21 protein-coding genes are annotated in these 19,956 nt (G+C 69.2%); 18 read left to right on the forward strand and 3 right to left on the reverse strand.

Annotation, left to right across the window (positions count from 1 at the left end; all coding sequences use genetic code 11):
• Nucleotides 1–10 precede the first annotated feature (10 nt).
• The 11 genes from recG (at nt 11) to ACXC9Q_RS34825 (ending at nt 10,739) form a co-directional block, all read left to right on the forward strand.
• Nucleotides 11–2,260, forward strand: coding sequence for an ATP-dependent DNA helicase RecG (recG, locus tag ACXC9Q_RS34775; RefSeq protein WP_457060889.1), 2,250 nt, complete (start codon nt 11–13; stop codon nt 2,258–2,260).
• A complete protein-coding gene (rsmD, locus tag ACXC9Q_RS34780) occupies nt 2,260–2,844 on the forward strand; it encodes a 16S rRNA (guanine(966)-N(2))-methyltransferase RsmD (protein ID WP_457060890.1) in 585 nt (194 codons plus the stop codon). Before recG ends, rsmD begins: the two co-directional genes overlap by 1 nt.
• Nucleotides 2,841–3,311, forward strand: a complete 471-nt coding sequence (gene coaD, locus ACXC9Q_RS34785) for a pantetheine-phosphate adenylyltransferase (RefSeq protein WP_457060891.1) — start codon at nt 2,841–2,843, stop codon at nt 3,309–3,311. Before rsmD ends, coaD begins: the two co-directional genes overlap by 4 nt.
• A 129-nt stretch (nt 3,312–3,440) precedes the next feature.
• Nucleotides 3,441–3,962: a YceD family protein gene (locus ACXC9Q_RS34790; RefSeq protein WP_457060892.1), complete on the forward strand. Its 522-nt coding sequence runs from the start codon at nt 3,441–3,443 to the stop codon at nt 3,960–3,962.
• Between the two features lie 67 nt (nt 3,963–4,029).
• Nucleotides 4,030–4,221, forward strand: coding sequence for a 50S ribosomal protein L32 (gene rpmF, locus ACXC9Q_RS34795; RefSeq protein ID WP_130387616.1), 192 nt, complete (start codon nt 4,030–4,032; stop codon nt 4,219–4,221).
• 15 nt (nt 4,222–4,236) lie between these two features.
• Entirely contained in the window at nt 4,237–4,965 is a 729-nt protein-coding gene (gene rnc / locus ACXC9Q_RS34800; protein WP_457060893.1) for a ribonuclease III, read from the forward strand.
• 1 nt (nt 4,966) lies between these two features.
• Nucleotides 4,967–5,821 (forward strand): bifunctional DNA-formamidopyrimidine glycosylase/DNA-(apurinic or apyrimidinic site) lyase, encoded by an 855-nt coding sequence (gene mutM / locus ACXC9Q_RS34805; protein WP_457060894.1) that lies wholly within the window; start codon nt 4,967–4,969, stop codon nt 5,819–5,821.
• 200 nt (nt 5,822–6,021) lie between these two features.
• Nucleotides 6,022–6,177: a hypothetical protein gene (locus ACXC9Q_RS34810; protein WP_233712037.1), complete on the forward strand. Its 156-nt coding sequence runs from the start codon at nt 6,022–6,024 to the stop codon at nt 6,175–6,177.
• Between the two features lie 293 nt (nt 6,178–6,470).
• Nucleotides 6,471–10,016, forward strand: coding sequence for a chromosome segregation protein SMC (gene smc / locus ACXC9Q_RS34815; protein WP_457060895.1), 3,546 nt, complete (start codon nt 6,471–6,473; stop codon nt 10,014–10,016).
• A 47-nt stretch (nt 10,017–10,063) separates the two neighbouring features.
• Nucleotides 10,064–10,342: a type II toxin-antitoxin system Phd/YefM family antitoxin gene (locus ACXC9Q_RS34820; RefSeq protein WP_457060896.1), complete on the forward strand. Its 279-nt coding sequence runs from the start codon at nt 10,064–10,066 to the stop codon at nt 10,340–10,342.
• On the forward strand, nt 10,335–10,739 hold the full coding sequence (locus ACXC9Q_RS34825) for a VapC toxin family PIN domain ribonuclease (protein WP_457060897.1): 405 nt from the start codon (nt 10,335–10,337) through the stop codon (nt 10,737–10,739). The genes ACXC9Q_RS34820 and ACXC9Q_RS34825 overlap by 8 nt, the downstream gene beginning before the upstream one ends.
• Before the next feature lie 121 nt (nt 10,740–10,860).
• Here the strand turns inward: ACXC9Q_RS34825 and ACXC9Q_RS34830 are convergent, their stop codons facing one another.
• A complete protein-coding gene (locus ACXC9Q_RS34830) occupies nt 10,861–11,184 on the reverse strand; it encodes a nuclear transport factor 2 family protein (protein ID WP_457060898.1) in 324 nt (107 codons plus the stop codon).
• Between the two features lie 86 nt (nt 11,185–11,270).
• Between ACXC9Q_RS34830 and ACXC9Q_RS34835 the strand changes: the two genes are divergently transcribed.
• The 6 genes from ACXC9Q_RS34835 to ACXC9Q_RS34860 all read left to right on the forward strand — a co-directional run bounded on the left by ACXC9Q_RS34835 (nt 11,271) and on the right by ACXC9Q_RS34860 (nt 17,133).
• A complete protein-coding gene (locus tag ACXC9Q_RS34835) occupies nt 11,271–11,792 on the forward strand; it encodes a COG4315 family predicted lipoprotein (RefSeq protein WP_457060899.1) in 522 nt (173 codons plus the stop codon).
• A 58-nt stretch (nt 11,793–11,850) separates the two neighbouring features.
• Nucleotides 11,851–12,399: a sigma-70 family RNA polymerase sigma factor gene (locus ACXC9Q_RS34840; RefSeq protein ID WP_457060900.1), complete on the forward strand. Its 549-nt coding sequence runs from the start codon at nt 11,851–11,853 to the stop codon at nt 12,397–12,399.
• A complete protein-coding gene (locus ACXC9Q_RS34845) occupies nt 12,396–13,088 on the forward strand; it encodes an anti-sigma factor family protein (protein ID WP_457060901.1) in 693 nt (230 codons plus the stop codon). The genes ACXC9Q_RS34840 and ACXC9Q_RS34845 overlap by 4 nt, the downstream gene beginning before the upstream one ends.
• Before the next feature lie 39 nt (nt 13,089–13,127).
• Nucleotides 13,128–14,222, forward strand: coding sequence for a threonine aldolase family protein (locus ACXC9Q_RS34850; RefSeq protein WP_457060902.1), 1,095 nt, complete (start codon nt 13,128–13,130; stop codon nt 14,220–14,222).
• Nucleotides 14,223–14,371: 149 nt separating this feature from the next.
• Entirely contained in the window at nt 14,372–14,932 is a 561-nt protein-coding gene (locus ACXC9Q_RS34855) for a dihydrofolate reductase family protein (RefSeq protein ID WP_329479623.1), read from the forward strand.
• A 278-nt stretch (nt 14,933–15,210) separates the two neighbouring features.
• A complete protein-coding gene (locus ACXC9Q_RS34860) occupies nt 15,211–17,133 on the forward strand; it encodes a vWA domain-containing protein (protein WP_457060903.1) in 1,923 nt (640 codons plus the stop codon).
• A gap of 20 nt (nt 17,134–17,153) precedes the next feature.
• Here the strand turns inward: ACXC9Q_RS34860 and ACXC9Q_RS34865 are convergent, their stop codons facing one another.
• Nucleotides 17,154–18,059 (reverse strand): M56 family metallopeptidase, encoded by a 906-nt coding sequence (locus tag ACXC9Q_RS34865; RefSeq protein ID WP_457060904.1) that lies wholly within the window; start codon nt 18,057–18,059, stop codon nt 17,154–17,156.
• On the reverse strand, nt 18,056–18,448 hold the full coding sequence (locus tag ACXC9Q_RS34870; RefSeq protein ID WP_457060905.1) for a BlaI/MecI/CopY family transcriptional regulator: 393 nt from the start codon (nt 18,446–18,448) through the stop codon (nt 18,056–18,058). Before ACXC9Q_RS34870 ends, ACXC9Q_RS34865 begins: the two co-directional genes overlap by 4 nt.
• Nucleotides 18,449–18,526: 78 nt before the next feature.
• Between ACXC9Q_RS34870 and ACXC9Q_RS34875 the strand changes: the two genes are divergently transcribed.
• The gene (locus tag ACXC9Q_RS34875) at nt 18,527–19,945 is read left to right on the forward strand and encodes a cytochrome ubiquinol oxidase subunit I (RefSeq protein WP_457060906.1); all 1,419 of its coding nucleotides are present in this window, start codon (nt 18,527–18,529) and stop codon (nt 19,943–19,945) included.
• The last annotated feature ends 11 nt before the right edge of the window (nt 19,946–19,956 follow it).

Consider the following 19,956-nt stretch of genomic DNA (forward strand, 5'->3'; position numbering starts at 1 on the left):
GATTGGCGACATGGACCGGAAGCTCCGCGACTTCCTCGGTGCCAAGACGGCCAAGACCTTCGCGGACGTGCTCGAGATCGAGACCGTCGGCGAACTGCTGCGGCACTACCCGCGGCGCTATCTGAAGAAGGGTGAGCTGACCCCGTTCGACGAACTGGAGGTCGGTGACCAGGCGACCGTGAACGGCCGGGTCAAGAAGGTCACCGTGCGCTCGCTGGACACGAAGAAGGCCGAGATCCCGATCACCGACGTGCAGAAGTGGGCCCGGCGCAAGACGCTGACGAAGGTCGTCGTGACGGATGGCCGGCGCGACCTGGAGCTGGCCTTCTTCAACCAGCCCTGGCTGGCGACCAAGCTGACGCCCGGGACCGCCGCCCTGTTCTGGGGCGAGGTGACGATGTTCCGCGACATCATGCAGCTGAAGAGCCCGGGCACCGAGATCCTCGACACCGACGACCTGTCCGAGGCCGAGATCGAGCGCCGGGCGCGGCCGTTCCGGCCGCTCTACCCGGCGACGGCGAAGTTGCCGACCGCAACGATCGAGCGGTCGGTGAAGATCGTGCTGGACAGTCTGGACGAGCGGCTCGACGACCCGATCCCGGAGCTGAACCGGCGCAAAGCGAAGCTGCTCGGCCTGCGGGAGGCCCTGCAGAAGGTGCACCTGCCGGACACCGAGAAGGACATCCGCGACGCGCAGCAGCGGTTCCGGTTCGAGGAAGCGCTGGTGATGCAGACGATCCTGGCTCAGCGACGGGCTGTCACCGACGCGCTGAAGGCCGTACCGCGGCCGCGGACCGCGGGCGGCCTGCTGGACGAGTTCGACCAGCGGCTGCCGTTCAAGCTGACCGAAGGTCAGGCGGAGGTCGGTGAGGAGATCTTCGCCGACCTCGCCCGTCCACACCCGATGCACCGGTTGCTGCAGGGTGAGGTCGGCTCCGGCAAGACCGTGGTCGCGCTGCGGGCGATGCTGTCGGTGGTCGACAACGGCGGGCAGGCGGTTCTGCTGGCACCGACCGAGGTGCTCGCGACGCAACACCACAAGACGCTGACCAAGATGCTTGGTGACCTGGCCGAGGCGGGGATGCTGGGTGGTGCGGAGCGGGCGACCAGGGTCGGCCTGCTCACCGGGTCGCTGGGCGCGGCAGCCCGTCGTACGGCGATGCTGGACGCGGCCAGTGGCGCCGCCGGGATCGTGGTCGGGACGCACGCGTTGCTCGAGGACAAGGTCCAGTTCGCGGATCTCGGGCTCGTGGTGGTCGACGAGCAGCACCGGTTCGGCGTCGAGCAGCGGGCGGCGCTCAGCCAGAAGTCGGGGGAGAACACCCCGCACGTGCTGGTGATGACGGCGACGCCGATCCCGCGGACCGTCGCGATGACGGTGTTCGGCGATCTCGCGGTCTCGACGCTGACCGAGTTGCCGGCCGGACGGTCGCCGATCCAGTCGTCGGTCGTCCCGGCTCAGCAGAAGCCGGACTGGCTCCAGCGGGCCTGGACCCGGGTCCGCGAGGAGGTCGGCAAGGGCCATCAGGCGTACGTCGTCTGCCCGCGGATCGGGGACGACGTGAAGAACGCGGGGGACGAGGAAGGCGAGTTCGTCCTGGGCGAGGAGGACAAGCCGCCCGCCGGACCCGGGTCGACGAAGCCGGCCCGCCCGCCGATCTCCGTGCTGCAGGTGGCCGAGGCGCTGGGGGAGATCCTGCACGACCTGCGGGTCGAGATCCTGCACGGCCGGCTGCCCGCCGAGGAGAAGGACTCGGTGATGTCGCGGTTCGCGGCCGGCGAGGTCGACGTGCTGATCGCGACCACGGTGATCGAGGTCGGCGTCGACGTACCGAACGCTTCGACGATGGTGATCATGGACGCGGACCGGTTCGGCATCTCGCAGTTGCACCAGTTGCGCGGCCGGGTCGGCCGGGGGCGTGTGCCGGGGTTGTGCCTGCTGGTGACCGACCTGTGGCCCGTAGCGAAGTCGTACGCGCGGCTGGAGGCGGTGGCGTCGACTACGGACGGGTTCGAGTTGTCGCGGATCGACCTGGAGACACGGCGTGAGGGCGACGTACTCGGTGTGGCTCAGTCGGGCCGGAGGAGCAGTCTGAAGCTGCTCAGCGTGCTGCGGGACGAGGAGGTCATCTTCACCGCCCGGCATGTCGCCAACTCGATCGTGTCTGTGGACGCGGAGCTGGCCGAGTATCCGGCGCTGCGAGCGTTCGTGCGGGACGCGCTGGAGTCCGAGACCACCGAGTACTTGGAGAAGACCTGATGCGGATCGTCGGTGGATCCGCGGGCGGGCGGCGGATCGGCGTACCGCCGGGGAGTGGGACACGCCCGACCGCGGATCGGGTCCGGGAGGCGCTGTTCTCGTCGCTGGAGTCGGAGTTCGGCAGCTTCCACGGCTTGGCGGTGCTCGACCTGTACGCCGGATCCGGGGCGATCGGGCTCGAGGCGCTGTCGCGAGGCGCCGCCCGCGTCGTGCTGGTCGAGTCGGACCGGAAGGCGGCGGAGGTGATCGCGGCCAACATCAAGGTCGTGGGGCTGCCGGGGGCGACGGTGCTCACGCGGCCGGTGGAGAAGGTCGCGTCGGGGGACAGTCCGGCTCGGTTCGACCTGGTCTTCGCGGACCCGCCGTACAAGCTGGAGACCTCCGAACTGCAGGACGTGCTGACCGAGCTGGCCGGGAACGGGTGGCTCGCCGACGACGCGGTGGTTGTGGTCGAGCGCGGGAAGCGGGAGCCGTGGGAGTGGCCGGAGGGGTTCGCCGCGCTGCGGGATCGCAAGTACGGCGAGGCCCGCCTTTGGTACGGTCACCGCCATGGCCAAGGCGAGGGCAACGGGGTCACCGAATGAGTAAGGCTGTCTTCCCAGGGACCTTCGACCCGCCCACCAACGGGCATCTCGACATCATCGCCCGGGCGTCGGCCGCCTTCGGCGAGGTGATCGTCGCGGCCGGGGTGAACCGGTCGAAGTCGCGGTTGTTCGACCCGGACGAGCGGATCGCGATGCTGACCGAGCTCGCCGAGCCGTTTCCGAACGTCCGGATCGGCACCTTCGACGGCCTGCTCGTCGACTACTGCCGGGCCGAGGGCGCCGGCGTGATCGTCAAGGGGCTGCGGTCGGCCGCGGACTACGACTACGAGCTGCAGATGGCGCAGCTCAACCACGCGATGACCGGGGTGGACACGATGTTCCTGCCGACCCGGTCGGAGAACGCTTTCATCTCGTCCAGCTGGGTGAAGGAGATCGCCCGGCTCGGCGGCGACGTGGCCGCCTTCGTACCACCGTGTGTTCACGCACGGTTACTGGAAAAGCTCTAGGATCACCCCGAATTGGGCGAGCGGCTGCGGAGTTGGTAATGTGGAGCACCGGTCTCGCCGAGACCGAGATCTTGCCTGCCCACGCCTGAAAGGGATGTCCTGAGCGTCTTGGACCCGCGGTCCCCCCTCGTGATCGATACGCACGAGCTGACACGCCGCGCCGGGTCCCAGCGCGAAGTCTCCTTCACGGCACCGGCGCCGGCGGATCTCGGAATCGACGTGATCGGCGTCCCCGAGGGCGATCCGATCCAGTTCGATCTACGGCTGGAATCGGTTGTCGAAGGGGTTCTCGTCACCGGAACGGCGCGTGGCCGACTGGTCGGGGAGTGCGCGCGGTGCCTGGTCGATATCGAGGACGAGTTCCTCGCTGACGTCCAGGAGCTGTACGTCTACCCGGAAAGCGAAGCCGAACCGGACGAGGCCAGCCGGATGGAGGGCGATCTGATCGACCTCGAGCCGGCGCTGAGGGACCAGGTGGTGCTCGCGCTGCCGTTCCAGCCCTTGTGTACGGACGACTGTCCGGGTCTGTGCCCCGAGTGCGGGGTACGCCTGGCGGACGAGCCCGGCCACAAGCACGAGGACGGCGTCGACCCGCGCTGGGCGGCCCTCGGTAACCTGCTCCAGCAGGACGAACGACCGCAGGACAACTGAAGACCGAATACACGTCAGCTAGCCGGCCGGGTCAACCAGCCCCCGGCCGAACCGAGGAGTCATAACCGTGGCCGTTCCGAAGCGGAAGATGTCGCGCAGCAACACCCGCAGCCGCCGGGCCCAGTGGAAGACCACTGCCCCGTCGCTGGTGACCTGCGTGAACCCCGCCTGCCGCGCGAAGCACCTGCAGCACACCGTTTGCCCCAACTGCGGCCAGTACGGCGCCAAGGGCGAGCGTCGCCAGGTCGTCGAGAGCTAAGCGACACCTCACCCAGTGAATTCGGTCAACGAAACGGGGCTCTACGCCGAGCTGAACCAGCGGCTCGGCGTATCGCTGGCTGACGAACTACTGGAGCACGCCTTCACCCACCGTTCGTTCGCGTACGAGAACGGTGGGTTGCCGACCAACGAGCGGCTGGAGTTCCTCGGGGACTCCGTGCTCGGCGTCATCGTCACGGAGTCGCTGTTCCGCAACCATCCGGACCTGTCCGAGGGCCGGCTGGCCAAGCTGCGCGCCGCGGTGGTCAACATGCGCGCGCTCGCCGGGGTCGCCCGCGACCTCAAGCTCGGCAAGTACCTGCGGCTCGGCCGCGGCGAGGAGGCCACCGGCGGCCGGGACAAGTCGTCGATCCTGGCCGACTGCGTCGAGGCACTGATCGGCGCCGTCTACCTGGATCGTGGCTTCGAGACCGCCGGCCAGGTCGTGCACACGCTGTTCGACGACCTGATGGAGTCCTCGGCCCGGCTCGGTGCCGGCCTGGACTGGAAGACCTCCCTGCAGGAGCTCGTCGCCCAGCTCGGCGTCGGCATACCCGAGTACGTGATCGCCGAGTCCGGGCCGGACCACGCCAAGACGTTCGAGGCGCGGGTCCGGATCGGCTCCGACACGTACGGTCACGGCATCGGCCGGAGCAAGAAGGAAGCCGAGCAGCAGGCCGCCGAAACCGCCTGGAAGGCGTTGCGCGCCGCACACCCCGACAGCACCGACCCCTCGCAGTCCTGAGGTGCCTGAGCTTCCCGAGGTAGAGGTCGTCCGCCGGGGTCTGGCGGAGTTCACCACCGGCCGGACCATCGACGCGGTCGAGGTCCTGCATCCCCGCCCGGTACGGCGTCACGCCGCCGGGCCGGACGATTTCGTCGCGCGGCTCAAGGGTCAGGTGTTCACCGAGCCGGCCCGGCGCGGGAAGTACCTCTGGCTGCCGCTGGAATCCGGCGACGCGGTGCTGACCCACCTCGGTATGAGCGGTCAGTTCCGGGTCCAGCCGGTCGGCGCGCCGGACGAGCCACACCTGCGGGTCCGGTTCCGGTTCGCCGACGACGGCGGAGAGGTCCGGTTTGTGGACCAGCGGATGTTCGGTGGTCTGTCCTACTCCGAAGGCGGCGCGGAACTGCCGCCGGAGATCGCCCACATCGCCCGCGATCCCTTCGATCCTCTGTTCGACCCGGACGCGGTCGGGGCCGCGATCCGGCGCCGCAAGACCGGCCTGAAGCGCGCTTTGCTGGACCAGACGGTGATCAGCGGAGTGGGCAATATCTACGCAGACGAAGCGTTGTGGCGTGCCAAGCTGCACTACGCCCGGGCGACAGAAACGCTGAAACCCTTACAAACAAGGGAGATCGTCCGGCACGCCCACGAGGTGATGGCCGAGGCGCTGGACGTCGGCGGGACCAGCTTCGACGCGCTGTATGTCAACGTGAACGGGGAATCCGGCTACTTCGAACGCGGCCTGAACGTCTATGGGCAAGAGGGTTCGCCGTGTCCGCGCGACGGGCGTCCGATTCGTCGGGAGCCGTTCATGAACCGTTCGTCGTACCGGTGCCCGAAATGTCAGCCGGTCCCTCGCCATGTTCGCTGGTGAGCGGGGTATCGTTAATAAACGTGGCCCAGGTTGACCGTCGGCCCCGCCGGTGTCACCCTGAAAGACGGCACACATTTTCGGCGCTCCGTTCGTGACAGTGACCATGACATGGACTCAGGAGCGCACCCGGCCAGAACCTTCCGGAGGACAGCACAATGGCCAAGGCTCTTCTAGGGCACCTTGGAGGCACTGACCCGCGCATGCTCGAGCAGGTTCGTCTGCTCAACCGGCGTGTCGCCGATCTGGAGGCGCACGTGATGCGCCTGCAGGCAGAGAACGACCACCTCGTCGCACAGGTCCATGAGGGCCGACTGCTCACCGTCGACGAGGCTCTGCGCGCCCCCGCTTCGGTCTGAGGACCCGAGCCGCGACAACAGAGTTCCATCTCTACCGTCCGCACCACCACGGCGGTGGCCCCCGTCCGGGCCCCCGCCGGTTCTCTGTCCAGCTTCTGTGCCCTTCGTCGGCCGTTCACCGGTCGGCCTCCCTCGATTCGCGGGCAGGTCTTTGTAGACTGCGAAGCGGAACTACTTCCCCCGGGTAGCGGCAGCGTCACGAGCAGTACTGGCGTCATGTGCAGTTATGGCGGTTCCTTCGGTATCGTCTGTCCTTTCACGGGTTGGAGAGCTTCGCTTTGTACCTGAAGAGCATGACGCTCCGAGGCTTCAAGTCGTTCGCGTCGGCCACGACGATGAACTTCGAGCCGGGCATCACGTGCATCGTCGGCCCGAACGGCTCCGGTAAGTCCAACGTCGTCGACGCCCTCGCCTGGGTGATGGGCGAGCAGGGCGCCAAGTCGCTGCGCGGCGGCAAGATGGAGGACGTCATCTTCGCCGGCACCTCCGGCCGCGCCCCGCTGGGCCGCGCCGAGGTGGTGCTCACCATCGACAACACCGACGGCGCGCTGCCGATCGAGTACGCCGAGGTGACGATCAGCCGGACGATGTTCCGCAACGGCGGGTCCGACTACCAGATCAACGGCCAGAACTGCCGCCTGCTCGACGTCCAGGAACTGCTCAGCGACTCCGGTATCGGCCGCGAGATGCACGTCATCGTCGGCCAGGGCCAGCTCGACTCGATCCTGCGCGCCACGCCGGAGGGCCGGCGCGGGTTCGTCGAGGAGGCCGCCGGCGTCCTGAAGCACCGCAAGCGCAAGGAAAAGGCGATCCGGAAGCTGGAGGCCACCGAGGGCAACCTGCACCGCCTCGGCGACCTGATCACCGAGATCCGCCGTCAGTTGAAGCCGCTCGGGCGCCAGGCGGAGGTGGCGCGCCGCGCGGTGACGATCCAGGCGGAGGTCCGGGACGGCCGGGCCCGGCTGCTCGCCGACGACATCGTCCAGGCCCAGTCCGCCCTCGAGGCGGAGCTTCGCGATGAGGCTGCGCTGACCCAGCGCCGGACCGAGACCGAGGCGAAGCTGCGCGAGGCGCGCGAGCTGGAGGCCGAGCTCGAGGACGCCCTGCGCGAGGACGCTCCGGCCCTCCAGGCCGCCCAGGACACCTGGTACCAGCTGTCCGGCTTCAGCGAGCGGATCAAAGGCACGGCGCGGATCGCGGCGGACCGGATCCGGTCGCTGAACGACGAGGCCGAGGAGCCGCGCCCGGGGCGCGATCCGGAGGAGCTCGAGCTGGAGGCCGCCCGGGTCCGCGAGACCGAGGCGCAGATCGAGGCCGAGGTCGAGGCCCATTCCGAGCTGCTCGCCGAGGCCGTCGAGCGCCGCCAGCAGCTCGAGTCCCAGGAGGCTGAGGAGGAGCGCCGGATCTCCGCGCTGATCCGGGCCGCCGCCGACCGCCGCGAAGGCCTGGCCCGGCTGACCGGCCAGGTGAATGCGCTGAACAGCCGCGCGGCCGCCGCCGAGTCCGAGATCGGCCGTCTCGCCAGCAACATGCGCGAGGCCGAGGCCCGCGCAGGCAAGGCGCAGCATGACTTCACCGCGCTGGAGACCCAGGTCGCCGGGCTGGACGCCGGTGAGAAGGGGCTCGACGACCAATACGAGGCCGCTCAGGCAGTCCTCGACGAGATGGACGAGCGCCTGGCGAAGGTGCGGGCCGAGGAGCGCGACGCCGAGCGCGAGCGCACCGGTCTGTCCGCGCGCAAGGAAGCGCTGGAGCTCGGCCTGAACCGCAAGGACGGCGCCGGCGCCCTGCTGGCCGCCTCCGAGCAGGTGAACGGCCTGATGGGTTCCGTGGCCGCCCTGCTGAGCGTGCGATCCGGGTACGAGACCGCCATCGCGGCAGCGCTCGGCGAGGCCGCCGACGCGGTCGCAGTGACGCACACCGAGGCCGCTCTGCAGGCTGTCGCGCACCTGAAGCAGCACGATCTCGGCCGAGCCGGGATGCTCCTCGGTGACGCCCCGGCCGACGACTACGCGATGTGGCCGCCGCTGCCGTACGGCGCGTCGTACGCCGTGGATGTCGTGGACTGCCCTGAGACCCTGCGGCCCGCGTTACGGCGGCTGCTGCGCAAGGTCGCCGTGGTGGACGACGTACCCGCCGCTCGCTCGCTCCTGCGGAACCTTCCCGACATCACCTGCACCACCCGCGGCGGCGACGTACTCGGGGCGCACTTCGCGTACGGCGGTTCGGACGCGGCACCGAGCCTGATCGAGGTGCAGTCCGCGGTCGACGAGGCGGCGGAGAAGCTGACCGAGGCGACCGCGCGGAGCGAGCGGCTGCGGTTCGAGCTGGCGGCGCTGGAGGACGAGCGGGCCCGGCAGAAGGAGTCCGTCGAGATCACGCTGGCCCGGCTGCACGAGTCGGACGCGGCGATGGCGGCCGTGGCCGAGCAGTTGGCGCACTTCGGGTCGCTGGCGAAGGCGTCCCGCGGCGAGGCGCAGCGGATGGCCGAGGCGATCGCGGCGGCCGAGGAGGAGCGCGACCGGAACCTGTCCGGCCTGGCCGAGCTGGAAGAGCGGCTGATCGACGCGGAGGCGTTCGACGACGACGGCGACGAGCCGGACACGTCGGAGCGCGACAGGCTGGCCGAGGCCGCCAAGTCGGGCCGGGCGGCCGAGATGGAGGCGCGGCTCGCGCTGCGGACCACCGAGGAGCGGGCCCGGGCACTGTCCGGCCGAGCCGACTCGCTGGAGCGGGCGGCGCGGCAGGAGCGTGAGGCGCGGGCCCGGGCGATCGCACGGGCAGCACGGCGCGCTCGCCAGGCGGAGGCGGCCCAGGCCGTCCATTTGGCCGCTGGGCACGTGCTGGCCCGGCTGGAGTCCTCGCTGCAACAGGCTGCAACCGAGCGGTCGGCGATCCAGGCGCAGCGGGCGGACCGCGAGCAGGCCCTGGCGCAGGCCCGGTCCGCGACGCGGAACCTGAGCTCCGGCCTGGAGCAGCTGACCAACACCGTGCACCGGGACGCGCTGGCGCGCGCCGAGCAGAAGATGCGGCTCGAGCAGCTGTACGAGAAGGCGCTCGGCGAGGTCGGTATCGAGGTCGACGCGCTGGTCGCGGAGTACGGGCCGGATCAGCTGGTGCCGCCGCTGCCGAAGGAGGGCGACGACGACACGCTGGAGCTCGAGGCCGAGCCGTTCAACCGGACCAAGGTCGAGAAGCGGCTGAAGCAGGCCGAGCGCGCGCTCAACCAGCTCGGGCGGATCAACCCGCTCGCGCTGGAGGAGTTCGAGGCGATGGAGGAGCGGCACCGGTTCCTGTCCGAGCAGCTGGAGGACCTGCGCAAGTCCCGGCGTGACCTGATGGACATCGTCAAGGAGGTCGACGAGCGGGTCGAGCAGGTCTTCACCGAGGCCTACCGCGACGTCGAGGTCGCCTTCAAGCACGTCTTCAGCCGGCTGTTCCCGGGCGGCGAGGGCCGGCTCGTGCTGACCGATCCGGACGACATGCTCGGCACCGGCATCGACGTCGAGGCGCGCCCGCCGGGCAAGAAGGTGAAGCGGCTGTCGCTGCTGTCCGGTGGCGAGCGCTCGCTGGTCGCGGTCGCGTTCCTGGTCGCCCTGTTCAAGGCGCGTCCATCGCCGTTCTACATCCTCGACGAGGTCGAGGCGGCGCTCGACGACACCAACCTCGGCCGCCTGCTGGAGCTCTACGAGGAGCTCCGCGAGAACAGCCAGCTCCTGGTCATCACCCACCAGAAGCGCACCATGGAGGTCGCGGACGCCCTCTACGGCGTCACCATGCGCGGCGACGGCGTCTCGTCCGTCATCTCCCAACGAATCCGCGAACCCGAACCGGTGTAGTTTCAGCGGGTGTAGCGAGCTGTGTCTCATGGGGCTACGCTGGACGTATGAAGATCATCACCCAGCGGGAGTTCCGCAATCACTCCGCCGCAGTGATGGACGCTGTTGAGGCGGGGGAGACGTATCACATCACCCGGAACGGCACCGAGGTTGCCGAGTTGCGCCCCTTGCACAGGCGGCGGCGGTTGAGTGCCCAGGAGTTGGTCGCTCGGCATCGTCGGCTGCCTCGGGTCGACGCCGCGTTGATGCGCCAGGAGGCGGACGAGTTCTTCGGTACCGAGGACAGGGTGGGCGACGACGACGCTTGGGAGCGCGGCGATGGCTGAGACGTCGGCATCCGGGGTGCTAGACACCTGCGCGTACATCGATCTCGGCCTGATCGCCCCTGACGCACTGCCGGAGTATCCCGAGCTCACCGCGGTGACCCTCGCGGAGCTGCATCAGGGTGTCTCGATGGCGAAGGATGCGGCTACGAGGGCCGCGCGGACCGAGGTGCTGGGCGCTGCTGTGTCCGACTTCGAGCCGCTGCCGTTCGACGGCGATGCCGCGGCTCGCTACGGCACGTTGGTTGCGCTGGTGATCTCGGCCGGCCGTGATCCGCGGCCGCGGCGAATGGATTTGATGATCGCAGCCATCGCCTCGAGCCAGAACCTGCCGCTGTACACACGCAACCCGGCGGACTTCAAGGGGCTCGACAGCGTACTGACCGTCCAGGCGATTTGATCCTCGAGCAGCGGCCGACGCGTACGCCCGGATGACGTCCGGTGCGGCCCGCTTCCGGATGGTCCTGACCACGGGCGCCTGACCACCGCCCGGTCCGCACCATGCTTGCCTCGGGCAATTATCAGGCGGTGATCGTCATCGAGGCGAGCTGGTCGGCCTGGACGTCGAAGGTGAAGTGGGACGGGCCGTTGAAGCCGTCGCCGCCGACCTGGGTGACGATCGTGAGCGGGTTGCCCGGAGTGGAGACCTCGGTGCCGGTGAAGGTGGCCCGCTTGCCGATCAGCTCGTTCTCGCTCCAGGAGCGGATCCGGTCGTGACCGCGGAACTGGCGGCCCCAGTCGTCGACATAGCCGTCGGCGGCGAAGGCCGCCACGAACGCGTCGTTGTCCTGCTCGTCGATCGCGGTGAGCGCGCGCTGGACCGCGGCCGGGATCTCTTGGCTCATAGCTCCAGACGATATCCCTCCCGGTTGAACCGGTCGCCGGTTCCGCACGTGTGCGGGGTGACGATCAGTCGACCGAGGAGGATCTGATGAAGCGACTGGGCAGTGCAATCGGTGTGGTTGCGCTCAGCCTGGCCGGGCTGACCGCCTGCGGTGGCAGCAACGACTCGAGCTCGGGCTCCGGTGCGAGTTCGGCGCCGGCTGCCAGCCAGGCCGCGGGCGGGGAGGCGAAGCTGGCGACGGCCGACGTCAGTGGGCTCGGCAAGGTCGTTGTCGACGGCAACGGGCGGACCGTGTACATCTTCGACAAGGACACCTCGGGCAAGTCGAACTGCGAGGGTGATTGCCTGGCCAAGTGGCCGGCCGTGACAGCCGGTGACGGGACTCCGCAGCTGGACGGCATCGACGCGTCCCTGGTCAGCACGGTCACCAGGTCTGACGGCAGCAAGCAGTTGGCTATCGGGGGGCTGCCGCTGTACCTGTTCGCGAGTGACGCCAAAGCCGGTGACGCCACGGGCCAAGCGGTCGGCGGCATCTGGTGGGTCGTGGGCGCGGACGGCCAGAAGATCACCACCCAGCCGTCCAGCTCCGGCAATGGCAACGGCTACTGAGAGCCTCGGGTGGATCCCCGCCATTGCCAATGGCAGGGAATCCCCTATCGTACGGACGGTGGGTGACTACCCGGGGCCGGACGCTGCCGAGACGCTGATCCGTACCCTGTACGCCGAACACGGGCGCAGCCTGCTGGCGTATGCGACCCGTCTCACCGGTGACAGGGCCGCGGCGGAGGACGTCGTCCAGGAGACTCTGGTCCGGGCGTGGAAGCACGCCGGCGACCTGACCGAGGGCAAGGGATCGGTGCGCGGCTGGTTGCTGACGGTGGCGCGGAACATCGTCACCGACCGGGCGAGGGCCCGAGCGGTGCGGCCGGCCGAGGTGGCGGACGTCGAGGACCGGCCGCCGGTGGAAAGTGATCACTCCGAGTCGGTGGTGAACACAATGGTGGTGCTGGAGGCACTGGACAAGGTGTCGCCGGAGCATCGCGAGGTGCTGGTGCAGCTGTATTACCGCGGCCGGTCGGTGGCCGAGGCCGCAAAGGAACTGGGCGTCCCGCCCGGTACCGTGAAATCGAGATCGCATTACGCCCTCCGAGCTCTGCGCGCGGTGATGGCCGGACATGCTGTGTTGTCTCCAGGAAAGGGGGAGGTGGCCCGATGAGTGAGCACGACCGTACGCAACTGGGCGCCTACGCCCTGGGGGCACTGGAGCCGGCCGAGGTCCAGGAAGTCGACGAGCACCTGGCGACGTGCGCCGAGTGCCGGACCGAACTGGCCGAGCTGGAGGAGATGAAGGACTTCCTCGGTGAGGTGCCGCCGGAGGCGTTCCTGGAGGGTCCGCCCGAGGGCGGCGACCTCCTGCTGCAGCGCACCCTGCGGGAAGTGCGGGAGCTGACTCCCGAATCTGTTCAGGCGCCGGCTCCGGTCAAGCGGCGGTCCCGCTGGCTGCTGGTCGCCGCTGCGCTGGTCCTGGTGGCCGGTGCGCTCGGTGGAGGCGTAGCCCTCGGCCGTTCGACCGCACCGCAGGCCGATGAGCCGGCGGCGGGCTACAAGGAAGTCACCGCGACCGATACCAACACCGGTACGACGATGGCGACGACTGTGGAGCCACGAGCCGGGTGGAGCTGGATCCGGGTGAGCATCAAGGGCCTGAAGGCAGGGGCCGAGTGCCAGATGCTCGTCACCGACCGGAGCGGCAAGAGTTGGGTCGCCGGCAGCTGGGTGGTGTCTCCGAAGGCGGCCCGCGACGGCAGCACCTTCGGTGGCGGAGTCCTGGTGCCCCTCAATCAGGTGCGTTCAGTGGAGATCAAGACCATCCAAGGCGAGCACGTGGTCACCGCGACCGTCTGAGTCGTCAAACTCGGTTGCGGTGCGCGAGAGGATGGGGCCGTGGCGACTACTACCTCCGACGACCTCCGGGCCCGGCGTAAGGCGGCGGCCGACAACTGCGAGCGCTGGCTGTCCCATCGCCGGGTGAGTGTGCCGGACAGGCTGCGGCAGCTCGCAGAGGTCGCGACGGACGGCGAGACCGACAGCTATGGCAGCGGTGGTGAGGTCGCCGCGCTGGAGCAGGAGGTGGCGGAGCTGCTGGGCAAGCCGGCGGCAGTGTTCCTGCCGACCGGCATCATGGCCCAGCAGAGCGTCCTGCGGGTGTACGCCGATCGTGCGGGGACCAGCCGCGTCGCCGTGCACGGACTCTCACACCTGCTGGTGCACGAGCTGAACGCTCTCGAGGAGGTGCACCACCTCCGGATCGAGCGACTCACGTCCGAGCCCCGGCAGCCCCGGCCGGACGAGCTGGCCGCGATTCCCGGCAAGCTGGCCGCGGTAACGCTGGAGCTGCCGCTGCGCGACGCGGGGTTCGTCCTGCCGTCGTGGGACGAGTTGGTGGTGTTCGCCGAGTCCTGTGCGGAGCGCGGCGTACCACTGCACCTGGACGGCGCTCGGCTGTGGGAGAGCACGCCGTACCTTGAGCACAGCCTGGCTGAGATCGCCGCACTCGCTTCGTCGGTGTACGTCTCGTTCTACAAGGTGCTGGGTGGCGTGAGCGGCGCCGCGCTGGCCGGCCCTGAGGACGTGATCGCCGAGGTACGCCGATGGCAGCGGCGACTGGGTGGCAACCTCTATTCGTTGTTCCCGTACGCCGTGTCCGCGCGGGAGGGACTGCGGACGGTGCTCCCAGTGATGGGCGATCTGCATCAGCGGGCCGTGGAGCTCTCGATGGCCTTGCAGAGCGAGGGATTCCGGGTCTTCCCGGAGCCGCCGCACAGCAACTCGTTCCGGCTCTACGCGCCGCGCGCGGCCGAGGCGATCGAGCTGTCCGCGGTCGAGCGGATGGAGACGACCCGCGAGTCGATCTGCGGTCGCTGGCAGCCGGCCGACGTACCGGGCTGGTCGTGGGTCGAGCTGGTCGTGTCGCCGGCCACGCTGGAGTGGCAGGTCGACGAGATCGCCAAGGCGTTCGGGGAACTTCTGGCGCGCTGAGCACGTCATGTTCAGTGAGTCGGGGCTGGGATTCGGGGAGAGATGTGCTGACATTCGTCGTCACCATGGTGGTTCTGCTGGTTCTGTCGGGGCTCGTGCTGCTGGCCGTCGCCCGAGGTGAGGGGAAACATTTCGGGTAGCCTCGCTGGATGAGGCGGCTGATCTTTCAGGAGTACGTCACGCTCGACGGGTACGCCGCCGGGCCGGACGGTGGGCTGGAGTTCTTCGACAAGATCGCCGGGCGGGCCGACGACGACAATCTGGCGTTGCTCGAGAGTGTCGACACCATGCTGCTCGGCGCCGAGACGTACCGGTTGTTCGTGACGTTCTGGCCGACCGAGGCGTCGGCCGACGAGGTGATCGCGCCGAAGCTGAACGCGCTGCACCTGGTGGTCGTGTCGACGACCCTCGAGAGCGCTCCATGGGGTCCCTACGAGCCCGGGCTGGTGGTCCGCGACATCGACGCGGTGCGCGCACTCAAGGCCGAGCAGGACGGCAAGGACATCATCTTGTGGGGCAGCATCTCGCTGTTCCACTCCTTGCTGCAGGCCGGACTGGTCGACGAGGTGCAGCTGCGCATCTGCCCGGTGCTGCTCGGCGCGGGCAAGAGCGCGTTCCCGAGCGGCAACTCGCCGGTCGATCTCGAACTGATCGAAGCCAGGCCGTGGGCCGAGGGCGGCGTCCTCGTCCGCTACCGGCCGGCTGACTGACCGCGTCGACGACCGCCGGCACAGCCCGTCGGTCACTCTCCGGAGTGACCCACTCGCGCCCTTGACAGGCGTTCATGAACCTTCTCCCTGCGAAACTGCATCTTCGTGCCAACAGGTGAAGGAGCGGTTCGTGAAGTCTTGTATCGGAAGGGTGGCCGTCGGCGCGGCCGCGCTCGTGGATGCCTCGGTGATTGCGGTCAGTTATGCGGCGTGACTACCTCCGAAGTCTTCGCAACCGATCGCTGACCCGCAGTCGGGACGTCCTCGGACGGCGTGTCGTGGTGCTGACCCTCGCGGCGCTATGTGCCGCGTTCCCCTGGCTGAACGGATCCGTCGCGGCGGCCGCCGGTGAGTTCTCGCCGGTGATGCTGGTGCTCGACTCCTCCGGGTCGATGGTCGCGCGCGACGCCGGCGGGAGTGGTACCCGGATGGACGCGGCCAAGCGCGCGGTGAGCACGATGGTGGACTCGCTGCCGGCCGAGGCGCCGCTGGGACTCGCGATCTACGGAGCCCACACTGGTTCGAGCGGCGCCGAGAAGGCCAAGGGATGTAGCGACGTCCAGGTGGTTCAGCCCGTGACCGCGGTGAACAAGCCCGCGATCAAGCGCGCCGTGACCGGGGCGAAGGCGAGTGGGTACACCCCCATCGGCCGTTCCCTGCTCGTGGCCGCGGCACAGCTGCCGAAGGAGGGGCAACGCTCGATCGTGCTGGTCTCCGACGGCGAGGACACCTGTGCGCCACCGCAGCCTTGCGAGGTGGCCAAGCAGCTGCACAAGCAGGGAGTCGACCTGCACGTCCACACCATCGGCTTCAAGGTGAACGCGAAGGCTCGCGAGCAGCTCGCCTGCATCGCGCAGGCCACCGGCGGTACCTACCACAACGCCGATGACGCCGACACCCTCCTCGGAGTGCTCGGGCGCGTGACCGACCATGCCTTGCGGCGTTACGAACCGGTCGGCACGCCGATCGCCGGCACCGCCGCGTCCGGCACCGCTCCGGTCATGACCCCCGGCCAGTACGTCGACACGCTGAACCCGGTCGAGCAGCGGTACTACTCGGCGGACCTGCGCGAGGGAGAGACGGCGTACTTCTCCGCTACGGCGGTGTTCCCGCGAGGCAACCCGATCGAGGACGAGGTCCTGGACATCGCGGTCTACGGTCCGGGCGGTGTCGACTGTCACAAGTCGGTGCGTGAGCAGAACACCAGCGCGAAGCAGGGGGGCAGCCTCACCACTCTGCTCACCTGGGACGGAGTGGCCGAGGGCGGCTCGGATGTCGACGAGTGCAGCAAGCCCGGTCGCTACAGCTTCCGGATCACCCGGGACGCGAGTGAGGGTGGCACCGACCGGGTGCCAGTGGAGTTGCTGCTGCGCGTCGAGCCTCCGGTCGTGGGCAGCAAGGGCGATCAGTTGTCCGGTGCGAAGGTCGGTTTCGCGGCACCGCCGGCCGGCGCCGGCCGGGTGGTCCACGGCGGTGGCTCCTTCAACGAGGCAACCGCCTTGAACGGTCCCGGCCGGTACACGGAGACGATCTACTACGGCGAGGAGCTGTTCTACCGCGTCAAGCTCGACTGGGGGCAGGGCCTGGCCTACCGGGCCACGTTCGCCGGCCGCGCAGGGGCCGCGACCGCGAACGTCAGGGCCTCCCTGTTCAGCCCGGTGCGGGCCCCGATCGACTTCGATACGACGGTCTACACCTCAGTCGGTCGGGTGCTGCCGTTCGACGGCAAGCCGCTGGCGACCCCGCGGGTCTCATATCTCAACCGCACTGCGAGCGACGACGACGTGCAGAAGACGGCCGTCGACGGGTGGTACTACCTCGTCGTCCGGCTCAGTCCAGGCGACGGTTCGGTGTCGGGCGGGGTACCGGTGACCATCGACCTCGCCGTGGCCGGCGACAAGGCGGAAGGGCCGAAGTACGCCACTTCAGGTGCCGAGACGTCGCCGACCCCGACCCCGGAGGAGAGCGCGTCCGCATCCCCCAGCTCCAGCACGACGCCGGCACCGGGCGGCGGTGACGAAGGGTCTGGGACGGCGGACGACTCGTCATCGCCGTTGCCTTGGATCATCGCGGGCGCGGCCGTGATCCTGGTGCTCGTCCTGGCTGTGCTGCTTGTCCTGCAGCGACGTCGCAAGTCTTCCCAGCAGCCGCCAGGTCGGCTACCCCACCAAGGTGGGCCACCGAACCAGCAGTGGGGCTGATCCTGGGCTGACGAGAGCCGTCAGCTGACGGCGTTGACGATGGCCCGGACCAGTGGGGCCGCGACAGTGACTGTCGGCAGGATGAGGACAGCGGCCGCCACGGCGTACGTGGCGGCCGCGATCCACGTGTTGCCCAGCTCGGGTTCGGCCAGGCGCTGGACTCGCAGCAATGTCGCCGATTCGGCTGCCGCCAGGCCGGCCTGAGGCGCTGGGGCACCGGCCAGTGCGACCAGCGCGTGGGCCAGTGGGCGTGGTCCGTTCCGGCGGCGGGCGTCGTCGTCGGCCAGGAGTTCCACCAGGGTGCGGGCCTGCTCCAGCGCCACCTCGCTGCGGACCCTGCGGGGGAAGGCCTGGTGCAGCGCGGTAAAGGCTTCCAGCACGAGGTCGTGGCGGGCGCGCAGGTGGGCTTGCTCGTGCGCGAGTACTGCTGCGAGCTCGCTGTCGTCGAGTCTGTTGAGCGCGCCGACCGACACGACGACGCGGGCGCCGCGGAACGCGGGCAGGCAGTAGGCGAGCGGGGTCTTCTCGGCCAGGACGCGCAGGCCGGGGACCAGGCCGTCGGGCGTGGCCAGTACGTCGACGAGGTCGCGGTGACGCTTGCGGCGCGCCCTCGTCCCGACCGCGACATGTCCAGCGGTCCAGACGAGCCGCACCAGAACCAGCGCGGTCATGGCGAGAATCAGTGCGGCCACAAGGTCCCTCGGCGACGACGGGTCGAAGCGTGGTTCCCCCGGCTCGCCCGCGGCCGAGTAGGACATGGCGATGCCCGCACCAAGTGCGGCCAGCACTGCTGCAAGCGCCAATGCCTGCCAGAGGATGACGGCGGCGCGCGGGACCTTGTAGGGCCAGCTCGATCGCGCCAGCAGAGCCGGCGCCGGGCCGGTCAGGATCAGCGCGAGGGCGGCGAGCAGGATCGGGGTGATCACCCGGTCTTCTCCTGACTGTCCAACCGGCTCAGTGCCTCCCGCAGCAGCGCGGCCTCTTCGTCGCTGACCTGGCCGACGAAGCGGACCAGGGCCTCGCGCCGGTCGCCGGCGCGGTCGAGGGCGTCGCGCATCAGGTCGGCGGCGAGTTCCTCGCGCGGTGCCGCGGCCCGGTACCGCCAGGCCTTGCCGTCGCGCTCCCGCTCGGTCAGCTTCTTCTTCGCCAGCCGGTCGAGCACTGTCATCACCGTGGTGTACGCGAGCTCCCGGGTGCCCGCCAGTTGCTCGTGCACCTCCCGCACGGTCAGCGCGGCCGGGGCAGCCCAGAGCTGCTCCATCACCAGCCGCTCCAGGTCGCCCAGGGGGCGCGGGGCCTTGTCATCGCTCGCCACGTGACCAGTATAACTACGCAATGTAGTAGATGGGCGCTAGCATCTACTACGTCATGTCGTAGATGGGGAGGCCGTGCCGTGGACACCTTGGATCTGGCCCGCTGGCAGTTCGCGATCACCACCGTGTACCACTTCTTCTTCGTCCCGGTGACGATCTCCCTGGTCGCGATCACGGCGGGGCTGCAGACCGCGTGGTACCGGACCGGCCAGGAGAAGTACCTGCGGCTGACCAAGTTCTACGGGAAGCTGTTCCTGATCAACATCGCGATGGGTGTGGTCACCGGCATCGTGCAGGAGTTCCAGTTCGGGATGAACTGGAGCGACTACTCGCGCTTCGTCGGGGACGTGTTCGGCGCCCCGCTGGCGCTGGAGGGGCTGCTGGCGTTCTTCCTCGAGTCGACGTTCATCGGGTTGTGGATCTTCGGCTGGGAGCGGTTGCCGAAGCTGGTGCATCTGGGGTGCATCTGGATGGTGGTGCTCGGCTCGCAGTTGTCGGCGTACTTCATCCTCGCGGCCAACTCCTGGATGCAGAACCCGGTCGGCTTCCGCTACAACGCCGCCCGTGGCCGCGCGGAACTGACGGACCTGGGAGCGGTGCTGACGAACAAGGTCGTCCTGGTCACCTACCCACACACGATCTTCGCCGCCTTCATGGTCGGCGGCGCGTTCGTGGCCGGTGTCGCCCTGTGGCATCTGGTACGGCGGCCGAAGGTGGACCGGGACGTGTTCCGGACCGCGCTTCGGCTGGGTGCGGTGATCGTGATCGCGGCCGGTGCCGGCGTGGCGGTGAGCGGAGACTTCCAGGGCAAGGTGATGACCGAGGTGCAGCCGATGAAGATGGCCGCGGCCGAGGCGCTGTACGAGACCGAGAAGCCGGCCTCGTTCTCGATCCTTACCGTCGGCACGCTGGACGGGTCGAAGGAGATCTTCTCGGTCAAGCTGCCGTACCTGCTGTCGTTCCTGGCCACCGGCCATTTCAACGGCCAGGTGCAGGGGATCAACTCGCTGCAGGACGCCTACGAGCACCTGTACGGCCAGGGGTCGTACAAGCCGAACATCCCGCTGACCTACTGGACCTTCCGGCTGATGATCGGGGTCGGGATGGCGTCCGCGGCGATCGCGCTGTGGTTGCTCTGGGCAACGCGCCGGGGCCGGGCGCCGGCCCGATGGCTGGTCTGGCTGGCGATCCCGCTGCCGCTGCTGCCGCTGGCGGCGAACTGCTTCGGCTGGATCTTCACCGAGACCGGGCGGCAACCCTGGCTGGTGTTCGGATTGTTGCCGACGGCATCGGGTGTGTCGCCGGGCACGACGAGTGCCGAGGTGATCACCTCGCTCGTGGGCTTCACCGTCCTGTACGGCGCGCTCGCGGTGGTCGAGGTGAAGCTGATGTTCCGGACCATCCGCGGCGGCCTGGCCGGGACGGACGGAGCCGCGGGACCCGACTCCCCGGACGATTCGACGGACGAGGCCGAGAAGCCTCTGTCCTTCGCCTACTGAGCATCCGGACT

The sequence above is a fragment of the Kribbella sp. CWNU-51 genome (assembly GCF_054073265.1).

Excerpts from the sequence above, each read along its gene's own strand:
- recG (WP_457060889.1), top strand. The coding sequence starts at position 11 with ATGGACCGGAAGCTCCGCGACTTCCTCGGTGCCAAGACGGCCAAGACC.
- rsmD (WP_457060890.1), top strand. The coding sequence starts at position 2,260 with ATGCGGATCGTCGGTGGATCCGCGGGCGGGCGGCGGATCGGCGTACCG.
- coaD (WP_457060891.1), top strand. The coding sequence starts at position 2,841 with ATGAGTAAGGCTGTCTTCCCAGGGACCTTCGACCCGCCCACCAACGGG.
- ACXC9Q_RS34810 (WP_233712037.1), top strand. The coding sequence starts at position 6,022 with ATGCTCGAGCAGGTTCGTCTGCTCAACCGGCGTGTCGCCGATCTGGAG.
- smc (WP_457060895.1), top strand. The coding sequence starts at position 6,471 with ATGACGCTCCGAGGCTTCAAGTCGTTCGCGTCGGCCACGACGATGAAC.
- ACXC9Q_RS34820 (WP_457060896.1), top strand. The coding sequence starts at position 10,064 with ATGAAGATCATCACCCAGCGGGAGTTCCGCAATCACTCCGCCGCAGTG.
- ACXC9Q_RS34825 (WP_457060897.1), top strand. The coding sequence starts at position 10,335 with ATGGCTGAGACGTCGGCATCCGGGGTGCTAGACACCTGCGCGTACATC.
- ACXC9Q_RS34830 (WP_457060898.1), bottom strand. The coding sequence starts at position 11,184 with ATGAGCCAAGAGATCCCGGCCGCGGTCCAGCGCGCGCTCACCGCGATC.
- ACXC9Q_RS34835 (WP_457060899.1), top strand. The coding sequence starts at position 11,271 with ATGAAGCGACTGGGCAGTGCAATCGGTGTGGTTGCGCTCAGCCTGGCC.
- ACXC9Q_RS34845 (WP_457060901.1), top strand. The coding sequence starts at position 12,396 with ATGAGTGAGCACGACCGTACGCAACTGGGCGCCTACGCCCTGGGGGCA.
- ACXC9Q_RS34855 (WP_329479623.1), top strand. The coding sequence starts at position 14,372 with ATGAGGCGGCTGATCTTTCAGGAGTACGTCACGCTCGACGGGTACGCC.